We start from the raw sequence: 11,053 nt of genomic DNA on the forward strand, positions 1-11,053 counted from the left end.
TGCCAATGAGCGCCGAGGACCTCGAGAAGTACGAGACCGAGATGGAGCTGAAGCTCTACCGGGAGTACCGCGATGTCGTCGGTCTGTTCAAATTCGTGATCGAGACCGAACGGCGCTTCTACCTCACCAACGACTACGAGATGCAGGTGCACTCGGTCCAGGGCGAGGTGTTCTTCGAGGTGTCCATGGCGGACGCCTGGGTCTGGGACATGTACCGGCCCGCCCGGTTCGTGAAGCAGGTACGGGTACTGACGTTCAAGGATGTCAACATCGAAGAGCTCAACAAGAGCGATCTCGAACTTCCGAGTGGCTGAGTTATCCACAATCGCCCGCTTGTCCACCAAGATCCACTGAAGTAGGGCGGACGCGTCAGAGTCGGTGCCGGAGGTGGTGCCGATATGAACGCACGGGGGGCTCTCGGGCGGTACGGCGAGGACCTGGCGGCGCGGCTGCTGGCCGACGCCGGCATGTCCGTACTGGAACGGAACTGGCGCTGTCGCGCCGGTGAGATCGACATCGTCGCGATGGACGGGGACGCGCTCGTCATCTGCGAGGTGAAGACCCGCAGATCGGGTGCGTACGAGCACCCGATGGCCGCGGTCACCCCGGTCAAGGCGGAGCGGCTGCGCCGGCTGGCCGCGCTCTGGCTGGAGCGGCACGGCGGCCCGCCGCCGGGCGGGGTGCGCATCGACCTGGTCGGGGTGGTCCTGCCCGAGCGCGGCGCGCCCCTGGCCGAGCACGCGCGGGGGGTGGCCTGATGGGGTTCGCACGTGCCTGCTCGGTCGCCCTGGTCGGCGTCGAGGGCGTGGTGGTGGAGGTCCAGGCGGACCTGGAGGCCGGTGTGGCGGCGTTCACGCTGGTGGGGCTGCCCGACAAGAGCCTGGTGGAGAGCCGGGACCGGGTCAGGGCGGCCGTGGTCAATTCCGGGGCGGAGTGGCCGCAGAAGAAGCTCACCGTGGGGCTGTCGCCGGCCTCGGTGCCCAAGGGCGGCTCGGGCTTCGACCTGGCCGTGGCATGCGCGGTCCTGGGCGCGGCGGAGCGGATCGACCCCGAGTCGATCGCCGACGTGGTGATGATCGGGGAGCTGGGGCTCGACGGCCGGGTGCGTCCGGTCCGGGGGGTGCTGCCCGCGGTCCTGGCGGCGGCCGACGCCGGCTACCGCCAGGTGGTCGTCCCGGAACAGACCGCGGGCGAGGCGGCCCTCGTGCCCGGCGTCTCCGTTCTCGGGGTGCGCAGCCTGCGGCAGTTGATCGCGGTGCTGTGCGACGAACCGGTGCCGGACGAAGAGCGCTCCGACGACGATGGGCGCCCCGATCCGATGCTCGCCGGGCTGATGGTGCCCGGTGCCGGACTGGGCACCGGCCTCGCCCGGGGCCCGGCGGCGGGGGACGGCGCCCGGCCCGACCTGGCGGACGTGGCGGGGCAGGAGCGGCCGCGCAAGGCCCTGGAGGTCGCCGCGGCCGGCGGCCACCACCTGCTGCTGACCGGCCCACCGGGAGCAGGCAAGACCATGCTGGCCGAGCGCATGCCCGCGATCCTGCCGCCGCTCACCCGGCAGGAATCCCTCGAAGTGACCGCCGTCCACTCGGTGGCCGGCATCCTGCCACCGGGCGAGCCCCTGATCGCCCGGGCCCCGTACTGCGCGCCGCACCACTCGGCGACCATGCAGTCACTGGTCGGCGGGGGCAACGGACTGCCCAGGCCGGGAGCGGTCTCGCTCGCCCATCGCGGAATCCTCTTCCTGGACGAGGCGCCGGAGTTCTCCGTGAAGACACTGGACGCGCTGCGCCAGCCCCTGGAGTCCGGGCACGTCGTGGTGGCCCGCAGCGCGGGGGTGGTGCGGCTGCCGGCCCGGTTCCTGATGGTGCTCGCAGCCAACCCGTGCCCCTGCGGGCGGCACACCCTGAGCGGTGCCGGCTGCGACTGCCCGCCGTCGGCGGTGCGGCGCTATCAGGCCAGGCTCTCCGGGCCGCTGCTCGACCGGGTGGACCTCCGGGTGACCGTCGCCCCGGTCACGCGGGAGGACCTGATGGGCCGGGGCGGCCGGGGCGAGTCCACGGCGACCGTCGCCGCCCGGGTGCGGGAGGCCCGGGACCGGGCGGCCGAGCGGCTGGCCGGCACGCCCTGGACGACCAACAGCGAGGTGCCCGGCCACGAGCTGCGGACCCGGCTGGCCGCGGCCCCGGGCGCGCTGATGGCGGCCGAGCGGGACATGGAGCGCGGGCTGCTCACGGCCCGGGGCCTGGACCGGGTGCTGCGGGTGGCGTGGACGGTCGCGGACCTGCGCGGCGCGGCCCGCCCCGACGCGTCGGACGTGGCGGCCGCCCTGGAGCTGCGCAGCGGCATCCCGCGCGGGGTGCCGCTGGGGGCGGGCGCGCCATGACGGGCCACGGGGGAGCCGGGCTCGCGTGCGGCGCGGGGGCGGCGGGAGGCATGGGTCCGGAGGCGGCCGGGGGCGCGTACGGCACCGGGGCGGCGGGGGGTGCGGACGCGCCGGAGCGGCTGGCGCGGGCGGCCCTGACCCGGGTGCTGGAGCCGGGCGACGAGCGGGGCGGACGGTGGCTGCGGGAGTGCGGCGCGGCAGGACTGTGGCGGCGCATCACGGACCCGGCCGGGGAGGCCGAGCGGCTGCGCGGTATGACGGCGCGGCGGCTCGCGGGCTACCGGCTCCGGGCCGCCCGGGCCGACCCGGAGCGGGACCTGGCCGCCGTCGCGGCGGCCGGCGGGCGCTTCGTCTGCCCCGGCGACCGCGAGTGGCCGACGCAGTTGGACGACCTGGGCGACGCGCGGCCGACCGGGCTGTGGGTGCGGGGCGGGCCCGATCTGCGGCTCTGGGCGCTGCGCTCGGTCGCCCTGGTCGGCGCCCGCGCGTGCACCCCGTACGGGGCGCACATGGCGGCGACGCTGGGCGCGGGGCTCGCGGAGCGCGGCTGGGTGGTGGTCTCGGGCGCCGCCTTCGGGGTGGACGGCGCGGCGCACCGGGGTGCGCTGGCGGCGGGCGGGGCGACGATCGCGGTGCTGGCCTGCGGGGTGGACGTGGCCTATCCGCCGGGGCACGCCGAGCTGATCGCGCGGGTGGCCGGGCAGGGGCTCGTCATCGGTGAGCTGCCGCCGTCCGAGCACCCGACGCGGAGCCGGTTCGTCCTGCGGAACAGGGTGATCGCCGCGTTGACGCGGGGGACGGTGGTCGTGGAGGCGGAGTACCGCAGCGGTTCGCTGGTGACGGCACGGGTCGCGCAGCGGCTGGGGCGCTTCACCATGGGGGTTCCGGGCCCGGCGACCAGCGGTCTGTCGGCCGGTGTCCACGAACTCCTGCGCGGGGAGGGCGTGCTGGTGACGGACGCCGCCGAAGTGGCCGAGCTGGTGGGCGACATCGGGGACCTGGCGCCGTCCAGGAGCGGTCCGGTGCTGGCCCGGGACCTGCTCGACACCGTCGCCGGGCGGGTGCTGGAGGCGCTTCCGGCGCGCGCCGCCGTCGATGTCCGGGAGGTGGCGCGGGGCGCCGGGACCAGCACCGACGAGGCCCTCGGCAAACTGTACGAACTGCACTCACTGGGATACGTCGAACGTGAGGGCGAGGGCTGGAGGTTGACGCGGAGGGCGACTTGCCGGGACGACGCGCGGCGAGGCGGTTCTTGACCTGGGGCATTCGGGTGAAAAGGTGATTGCGATGACCTCGGCGGACGTTGCGACGGTGGCTCCGGGGCCGGTGCCTGCGGCGACGGCCCCGGGCGCCCGACGTGTCCGCACTCCGGCGGGCCGGCATGTCCGCCGCCGGTTCGCGCGTCATGCCCGCAGGCCCGGGGGCGCCCGGTCGCCATCCTCTATCCTGCGCGCACCGCGACAGCTCGGTCACGCTACGCTCACAAGGATTCCGCCCCAGAGACACGTCCCAGTACTTCACGGCAGAACGGCTCAAGGCACCACATGCCCCAGCACACCTCCGGGTCTGACCGCGCGGCAGTACCACCGGCTGCGCGTGGCACTGTGCGCCCTCCCGCCCCGTCCTCGCTCGACGAGTTGTGGCGCTCGTACAAGACGACCGGCGACGGGCGGCTGCGGGAGCAGCTGATCCTGCACTACTCGCCCCTGGTCAAGTACGTCGCCGGCCGGGTGAGCGTGGGCCTGCCGTCCAACGTCGAGCAGGCCGACTTCGTCTCGTCCGGGGTGTTCGGGCTGATCGACGCGATCGAGAAGTTCGACATCGAACGGGCCATCAAGTTCGAGACGTACGCGATCACCCGCATCCGGGGCGCGATGATCGACGAACTCCGGGCGCTGGACTGGATCCCGCGCTCGGTGCGGCAGAAGGCCCGCGCCGTCGAACGCGCCTACGCGACGCTGGAGGCGCAGCTGCGCCGCACCCCGTCCGAGGCGGAGGTCGCGGCGGAGATGGGCGTCACGCTGGACGACCTGCACGCCGTCTTCAGCCAGTTGTCCCTGGCCAACGTGGTGGCGCTGGAGGAGCTGCTGCATGTCGGCGGCGAGGGCGGCGACCGGCTGAGCCTGATGGACACGCTGGAGGACACCGCCGCCGACGACCCGGTGGAGGTGGCGGAGGACCGGGAGCTCAGACGGCTGCTGGCCCGGGCGATCAACACCCTCCCGGACCGCGAGAAGACGGTCGTCACGCTCTACTACTACGAGGGTCTGACCCTTGCCGAGATCGGCAACGTCCTCGGAGTCACCGAGAGCCGGGTCAGCCAGATCCACACCAAATCGGTGCTCCAGCTCCGCGCGAAGCTGGCGGACGCCGGGCGCTGAGCCGTCCCGCCGGGCGCCCGGTCCGGTCACTTCGGCCCGCACGCGTACCTCTGTGTGGCGGTCGCCGTAGAGTGGAGCCGTGCCCAGGATTCGAGCGGCCTCCGTGGCCGAGCACCGGACCATGCAGCGCGGCGCCCTCCTGGACGCAGCGCGCTCCCTCTTGTCCGAAGGGGGCACGGAAGCGCTGACCTTCCCCGCCCTCGCCGAACGCACGGGCCTCGCCCGGTCCTCCGTCTACGAGTACTTCCGCTCCCGCGCCGCCGTCGTGGAAGAGCTCTGCGCCGTCGACTTCCCCGTCTGGGCGGCCGAGGTGGAGAGCGCGATGGAGCGGGCGGAGACGCCCGAGGAGAAGATCGAGGCGTACGTGCGGCGCCAGCTCGACCTGGTCGGTGACCGGCGCCACCGGGCCGTGGTCGCGATCTCCGCCAGCGAACTGGACGCGGGCGCCCGCGAGAAGATCCGGGCCGCGCACGGCGGGCTGATTGCCATGATCGTGGAGGCGCTCGGCGACCTCGGCCACGCGGAGCCCCGTCTCGCGGCCATGCTGCTGCAGGGCTCCGTGGACGCGGCAGTCCGGCGCATCGAGCTGACCGTGGCGGAGGAGCCCGGCGTCATCGCCGACACCGCCGTCGCCATGATCCTCGACGGCGTCCGGGGCGCCGGCGCCCGCGACTGACCCCGGCTCCACCACGGCACGGCGAGCACCACCAGCAGGCCAGGCGCGGTACCCCCGCTCGCGACCGGGGCCACCGCTGTATTCGGGGCCTCCGGCAGCGGCACGCCGTACACCGGCAGCAGGCGCGACGGACCGCGCCGCAGCAGTGACGGGGGCAGCAGCGACAACGGGTCCAGGTAGGTGCCGGCCCGGCGCAGCCCCCAGTGCAGGCAGCCCGCCGCGCAGTGGGACGGCCCCGCCTCCAGCACGGCCACCACCTGCCCAGCCGCGACCTCGTCGCCCTCCGCGACCAGCGGGCGCACCGGCTCGTACGTCGTCCGCAGCGGTGGGTCACCCGTCCCCGCGAGTTCGACGGCGACCACCCCGCGACCGGCGACCGCCCCGGCGAACGAGACCCGGCCCGCGGCGGCGGCCAGCACCTCCGTGCCCGGAGCGGCGGCCAGGTCCACGCCCCGGTGTCCCGGCCCGTACGGTCCGGCGGGCGGCTCCCAGCCCCGTACCATCGAAGGCCGCCCCGCCAGCGGCCAGAACCGCTCCCCGACGCCAGGGCCCTCCCTCTGGGTCAGGCCGGGTTCGCGGGCTCCGGCCTGCCCCGGCGGGAAGGCCCTGGCCGCGACGGCCGTGCCGGGGCACCCGCACCACGCCGCCAACGCGGCGAGCGCCACGGCCCAGGGCGCCCACCACCGCACCCGTTCGCTTGTGATTCGCATGGCACCACCGTCCCCCGGCCCCCGCCCGCGTGGCGATCACGAGCCGCATCTGTGGACTACCGGCCGGTTGTGGACAGCGCCGTCACCCGGGACCCGGACGGTCCCGTACACTTCTTCTGGCGACCCGGGTCACCGGGTCGACTTCGCACGCCCCGCCACCACCCGTTCAGCGGAGGTGGCCGCGCCCCTCGGTCCCTTGCGGCACGGCGCGCCGGGGCGTCAGGCGCGGCAGTAATCCTGCTGCCGCGGCAACCGAGAAAACCAAGGAGTACGGCCATGGCCGTCGTCACGATGCGGGAGCTGCTGGAAAGCGGCGTCCACTTCGGTCACCAGACCCGTCGCTGGAACCCGAAGATGAAGCGCTTCATCTTCACCGAGCGCAACGGCATCTACATCATCGACCTGCTCCAGTCGCTGTCGTACATCGACCGCGCCTACGAGTTCGTCAAGGAGACCGTCGCGCACGGCGGCTCCATCATGTTCGTGGGTACGAAGAAGCAGGCCCAGGAGGCCATCGCCGAGCAGGCGACGCGCGTCGGCATGCCGTACGTCAACCAGCGCTGGCTCGGTGGCATGCTCACCAACTTCTCCACCGTCTACAAGCGCCTCCAGCGCCTGAAGGAGCTGGAGCTCATCGACTTCGAGGACGTGGCCGCCTCCGGCCTCACCAAGAAGGAGCTCCTGGTCCTCTCCCGCGAGAAGGCCAAGCTGGAGAAGACCCTCGGTGGTATCCGCGAGATGCAGAAGGTGCCGAGCGCCGTCTGGGTCGTCGACACCAAGAAGGAGCACATCGCCGTCGGTGAGGCGCGCAAGCTCCACATCCCGGTCGTCGCGATCCTCGACACCAACTGCGACCCCGACGAGGTCGACTACAAGATTCCGGGCAACGACGACGCGATCCGCTCCGTCACCCTGCTCACCCGCGTGATCGCCGACGCCGTCGCCGAGGGCCTCATCGCCCGCTCCGGCGCCGCGACCGGCGACTCGAAGCCGGGCGAGAAGGCCGCCGGCGAGCCCCTCGCCGAGTGGGAGCGCGACCTGCTCGAGGGCGACAAGAAGGCCGACGCCGAGGTCCAGTCCTCCGTCGAGACCGAGAAGGACGCCGCCGCCGACGCGGAGCCGGCCGCCATCGCCGCCGAGCAGGCCGAGGCCCCGGCCGCGGACGCCGAGCAGTCCTGACCCCCGTCACGGCTGAAGACGGCGGGGGCCGGTGCACTGGCACCGCCCCCGCCGTCCACCCGTAGATCTTTCAGACTTCGAGAGAGAACACAGACTCATGGCGAACTACACCGCCGCTGACGTCAAGAAGCTCCGCGAGCTCACCGGCGCCGGCATGATGGACTGCAAGAAGGCGCTCGACGAGGCCGACGGCAACGTCGACGGCGCCGTCGAGGCGCTCCGCATCAAGGGCCAGAAGGGCGTCGCGAAGCGCGAGGGCCGTTCCGCCGAGAACGGCGCGGTCGTCTCCCTCGTCTCCGAGGACAGCACCTCCGGTGTCCTCGTCGAGCTCAAGTGCGAGACCGACTTCGTCGCCAAGGGCGACAAGTTCCAGGCCGTCGCCAACGCCCTTGCCGCGCACGTCGCCGCGACGTCCCCGGCCGACCTCGAGGCGCTCCTCGCCTCCGAGATCGAGCCCGGCAAGACCGTCCAGGCGTACGTGGACGAGGCCAACGCCAACCTCGGCGAGAAGATCGTCCTGGACCGCTTCGCGCAGTTCCAGGGTGCCTTCGTCTCGGTCTACATGCACCGCACCATGCCCGACCTGCCCCCGCAGATCGGTGTGATGGTCGAGCTGGACAAGGCCGACGCCGACCTGGCCAAGGGCCTCGCCCAGCACATCGCCGCCTTCGCGCCGAAGTACCTCTCCCGCGAGGACGTCCCGGCCGAGGTCGTCGAGGCCGAGCGCCGCGTCGCCGAGGAGACCACCCGCGCCGAGGGCAAGCCCGAGGCCGCCCTCCCGAAGATCGTCGAGGGGCGCGTCAACGGCTTCTTCAAGGAGGCCACCCTCCTCGGCCAGCCGTACGCGCTGGACAACAAGAAGTCGGTCCAGAAGGTCCTGGACGAGGCCGGTGTCACCCTGAAGCGCTTCACGCGTATCAAGGTCGGCATCTGAGTCCGTCCGCGAAAAACGGCGGACCCGGTAGGGTCTGGTGCAGTCGACGGCCGCACACCGCCGTACGACCGCAGATCTGACGAGGAGGCCATTGCCGCTGAGGGACACCAGACCCACCGGCAATGGCCTTCTTCGTATGTGCACGAGGAGAATCCCCATGAACAAGGGCGCGGACGCCGCCAAAGACGACGACAAGCGCGAGGACGGCAAGGTGCCCGGACGCTTCATGCTGAAGCTGTCCGGTGAGGCGTTCGCCGGCGGCGGGGGCCTCGGTGTCGACCCCGACGTCGTGCACGCCATCGCCCGCGAGATCGCGGCGGTCGTCCGGGACGGCGCGGAGATCGCGATCGTCATCGGCGGCGGCAACTTCTTCCGCGGCGCCGAGCTCCAGCAGCGGGGCATGGACCGGGCGCGCTCCGACTACATGGGCATGCTCGGCACCGTGATGAACTGCCTCGCCCTCCAGGACTTCCTGGAGAAGGAGGGCATCGACTCCCGCGTCCAGACCGCCATCACCATGGGTCAGGTCGCGGAGCCGTACATCCCGCTGCGCGCCGTGCGACACCTGGAGAAGGGCCGCGTCGTGATCTTCGGCGCGGGCATGGGCATGCCGTACTTCTCCACCGACACCACCGCCGCCCAGCGTGCCCTGGAGATCGACGCCGAGGCCCTGCTCATGGGGAAGAACGGCGTGGACGGGGTCTACGACTCCGACCCGAAGACCAACCCCGCCGCGGTCAAGTTCGACGCGCTGGAGTACAGCGAGGTGCTCGCCCGCGATCTCAAGGTCGCCGACGCCACCGCCATCACGCTCTGCCGTGACAACGAGCTGCCGATCCTCGTCTTCGAGCTCACCACCGCGGGCAATATCGCCCGCGCCGTCAAGGGTGAGAAGATCGGCACGCTCGTGAGCGACCAGGACACCCGCGCCTGACCATGGGCGCTTCCACCGGTGAGGCCCGGTGGAACAGGGGCGCGGGACCGCCCCGGAAGATCGACAACGGCCTGCCGGTCGGACACCGTGCAGGTGAGGACGCGACGCAGGACCCGCCGGGCCCGCCGGGCCCGTTCACAACACGCAGGAGCACGTGGTGATCGAAGAAACCCTCCTCGAGGCCGAGGAGAAGATGGAGAAGGCCGTCGTCGTCGCGAAAGAAGACTTCGCAGCGATCCGTACCGGCCGTGCGCACCCGGCGATGTTCAACAAGATCGTCGCCGACTACTACGGCGCGCCGACCCCGATCAACCAGCTGGCCTCGTTCTCGGTGCCCGAGCCCCGTATGGCCGTCGTGACGCCGTTCGACAAGACCGCGCTGCGCAACATCGAGCAGGCCATCCGCGATTCGGACCTCGGCGTCAACCCGAGCAACGACGGCAATATCATCCGGGTCAACTTCCCCGAGCTGACCGAGGAGCGCCGCCGCGACTACATCAAGGTCGCGAAGACCAAGGCCGAGGACTCCAAGATCTCGATCCGGGCCGTCCGCCGCAAGGCCAAGGAAGCGCTCGACAAGCTGGTCAAGGACAAGGAGTCCGGCGAGGACGAGGTGCGCCGCGCCGAGAAGGAGCTCGACGACACCACCGCGAAGTACGTCGCGCAGGTGGACGAGCTGCTGAAGCACAAGGAAGCCGAGCTGCTCGAAGTCTGATGAACGACTCCTCCTGGGGCGCTCCGCAGGGCGCCGGCCACCGGGTCGCTCCGGAGATGCAGGGTGCTGCGGCGGGTCCTGCCTACGATGTGCACGATGCCCAGCAGACTCGGCCCATGCCCATCGTGCCGGACGTTCCCGACGCAGGTAGAGACGCTGAAGACCGTGATCACCGGGACCAGGGGGCCGGACGCCTGAGCGGCGGCCCCCTGTTCCGCGACGAGAAGCCGCAGGAGCCCATGCCGACCGCGCCGCCGCCGCCCCCGCCTCCGCAGAAGAAGCGCGCGGGCCGGGACCTGGGAGCCGCCATAGGGGTCGGCCTGGGGCTCGGTGCCCTGGTCGTCGTCTCGCTCTTCGTCGTCAAGGCGGTCTTCGTCGGCGTGATCGTTGTCGCCGTCGTGGTCGGGCTCTGGGAGCTCACCTCCCGCCTGGAGGAGCGCAAGGGCATCAAGGCGCCCCTGGTACCGCTCGCGGTCGGCGGAGCCGCCATGGTCGTCGCCGGGTACGCGCGCGGGGCCGAGGGCGCCTGGATCGCCATGGCGCTGACCGCCCTGGCGGTGCTCGTGTGGCGGATGGCCCAACCGCCCGAGGACTACCTCAGGGACGTCACGGCGGGCATCTTCGCCGCGTTCTACGTGCCCTTCCTGGCCACCTTCGTCGCCCTGCTCCTGACCGCCGACGACGGCCCGCAGCGGGTGCTGACCTTCCTGCTGCTGACCGTGGTCAGCGACACGGGGGCCTACGCGGTCGGCTGGCGGTTCGGCAAGCACAAGCTGGCTCCGCGCATCAGCCCCGGCAAGACCCGCGAGGGCCTGTTCGGGGCGGTCGCCTTCGCCATGGTGGCCGGTGCGCTGTGCATGCAGTTCCTGATCGACGACGGTTCCTGGTGGCAGGGGCTGCTGCTGGGCCTCGCGGTCGCGGCCAGCGCCACCCTGGGCGACCTGGGCGAGTCCATGATCAAGCGGGACCTCGGGATCAAGGACATGGGCACGCTGCTGCCCGGCCACGGCGGGATCATGGACCGGCTGGACTCGCTGCTGCCGACCGCCCCGGTGGTCTGGCTGCTGCTGGTGCTGTTCGTCGGCTCCGGCTGAGACCGGCCGCACACATGGCTGAGGGGCCACCGCTCGCGAGCGGTGGC

The 11,053-nt window shown here is 72.3% G+C and carries 11 protein-coding genes and 1 pseudogene; 11 read left to right on the forward strand and 1 reads right to left on the reverse strand.

Features of this window, described 5'->3' with window-relative positions:
• The first annotated feature begins 5 nt into the window (after positions 1-5).
• The 6 genes from ACN6LM_RS19970 to ACN6LM_RS19995 all read left to right on the forward strand — a co-directional run bounded on the left by ACN6LM_RS19970 (position 6) and on the right by ACN6LM_RS19995 (position 5,440).
• Entirely contained in the window at positions 6-314 is a 309-nt protein-coding gene (locus ACN6LM_RS19970) for a DUF2469 domain-containing protein (RefSeq protein ID WP_018102380.1), read from the forward strand.
• 84 nt (positions 315-398) lie between these two features.
• On the forward strand, positions 399-758 hold the full coding sequence (locus tag ACN6LM_RS19975) for a YraN family protein (RefSeq protein WP_445066741.1): 360 nt from the start codon (positions 399-401) through the stop codon (positions 756-758).
• The gene (locus ACN6LM_RS19980) at positions 758-2,383 is read left to right on the forward strand and encodes a YifB family Mg chelatase-like AAA ATPase (RefSeq protein ID WP_445066742.1); all 1,626 of its coding nucleotides are present in this window, start codon (positions 758-760) and stop codon (positions 2,381-2,383) included. Before ACN6LM_RS19975 ends, ACN6LM_RS19980 begins: the two co-directional genes overlap by 1 nt.
• Positions 2,380-3,639, forward strand: a complete 1,260-nt coding sequence (gene dprA / locus ACN6LM_RS19985) for a DNA-processing protein DprA (protein WP_445066743.1) — start codon at positions 2,380-2,382, stop codon at positions 3,637-3,639. Before ACN6LM_RS19980 ends, dprA begins: the two co-directional genes overlap by 4 nt.
• 288 nt (positions 3,640-3,927) lie before the next feature.
• The gene (gene whiG, locus ACN6LM_RS19990; protein ID WP_143625984.1) at positions 3,928-4,764 is read left to right on the forward strand and encodes an RNA polymerase sigma factor WhiG; all 837 of its coding nucleotides are present in this window, start codon (positions 3,928-3,930) and stop codon (positions 4,762-4,764) included.
• A gap of 103 nt (positions 4,765-4,867) precedes the next feature.
• Positions 4,868-5,440: a TetR/AcrR family transcriptional regulator gene (locus ACN6LM_RS19995; RefSeq protein ID WP_445066749.1), complete on the forward strand. Its 573-nt coding sequence runs from the start codon at positions 4,868-4,870 to the stop codon at positions 5,438-5,440.
• Positions 5,441-5,526: 86 nt separating this feature from the next.
• Here ACN6LM_RS19995 and ACN6LM_RS20000 read toward each other — a convergent pair.
• Positions 5,527-6,150, reverse strand: a pseudogene (locus ACN6LM_RS20000) (murein hydrolase activator EnvC family protein); the annotation flags it as partial.
• Positions 6,151-6,426: 276 nt separating this feature from the next.
• Between ACN6LM_RS20000 and rpsB the strand changes: the two are divergent.
• The 5 genes from rpsB (at position 6,427) to ACN6LM_RS20025 (ending at position 11,006) form a co-directional block, all read left to right on the forward strand.
• On the forward strand, positions 6,427-7,329 hold the full coding sequence (gene rpsB, locus ACN6LM_RS20005; protein ID WP_445066744.1) for a 30S ribosomal protein S2: 903 nt from the start codon (positions 6,427-6,429) through the stop codon (positions 7,327-7,329).
• Positions 7,330-7,426: 97 nt separating this feature from the next.
• Positions 7,427-8,263: a translation elongation factor Ts gene (tsf, locus tag ACN6LM_RS20010; protein WP_093705743.1), complete on the forward strand. Its 837-nt coding sequence runs from the start codon at positions 7,427-7,429 to the stop codon at positions 8,261-8,263.
• A gap of 157 nt (positions 8,264-8,420) precedes the next feature.
• Complete coding sequence (gene pyrH / locus ACN6LM_RS20015; RefSeq protein WP_445066745.1) at positions 8,421-9,197, forward strand: UMP kinase; 777 nt, start codon at positions 8,421-8,423, stop codon at positions 9,195-9,197.
• Between the two features lie 157 nt (positions 9,198-9,354).
• Positions 9,355-9,912 carry a ribosome recycling factor gene (frr, locus tag ACN6LM_RS20020; protein WP_018102371.1) on the forward strand — a complete coding sequence of 186 codons (558 nt, stop codon included), beginning with the start codon at positions 9,355-9,357 and terminating at the stop codon, positions 9,910-9,912.
• The gene (locus tag ACN6LM_RS20025; protein ID WP_445066746.1) at positions 9,912-11,006 is read left to right on the forward strand and encodes a phosphatidate cytidylyltransferase; all 1,095 of its coding nucleotides are present in this window, start codon (positions 9,912-9,914) and stop codon (positions 11,004-11,006) included. The genes frr and ACN6LM_RS20025 overlap by 1 nt, the downstream gene beginning before the upstream one ends.
• The last annotated feature ends 47 nt before the right edge of the window (positions 11,007-11,053 follow it).

Source organism: Streptomyces sp. SAS_281 (assembly GCF_052542855.1).

Coding starts and splice junctions, on each gene's coding strand:
- ACN6LM_RS20025 (WP_445066746.1), top strand. CDS start 9,912: ATGAACGACTCCTCCTGGGGCGCTCCGCAGGGCGCCGGCCACCGGGTC.
- dprA (WP_445066743.1), top strand. CDS start 2,380: ATGACGGGCCACGGGGGAGCCGGGCTCGCGTGCGGCGCGGGGGCGGCG.
- ACN6LM_RS19975 (WP_445066741.1), top strand. CDS start 399: ATGAACGCACGGGGGGCTCTCGGGCGGTACGGCGAGGACCTGGCGGCG.
- rpsB (WP_445066744.1), top strand. CDS start 6,427: ATGGCCGTCGTCACGATGCGGGAGCTGCTGGAAAGCGGCGTCCACTTC.
- pyrH (WP_445066745.1), top strand. CDS start 8,421: ATGAACAAGGGCGCGGACGCCGCCAAAGACGACGACAAGCGCGAGGAC.
- ACN6LM_RS19970 (WP_018102380.1), top strand. CDS start 6: ATGAGCGCCGAGGACCTCGAGAAGTACGAGACCGAGATGGAGCTGAAG.
- whiG (WP_143625984.1), top strand. CDS start 3,928: ATGCCCCAGCACACCTCCGGGTCTGACCGCGCGGCAGTACCACCGGCT.
- tsf (WP_093705743.1), top strand. CDS start 7,427: ATGGCGAACTACACCGCCGCTGACGTCAAGAAGCTCCGCGAGCTCACC.
- ACN6LM_RS19980 (WP_445066742.1), top strand. CDS start 758: ATGGGGTTCGCACGTGCCTGCTCGGTCGCCCTGGTCGGCGTCGAGGGC.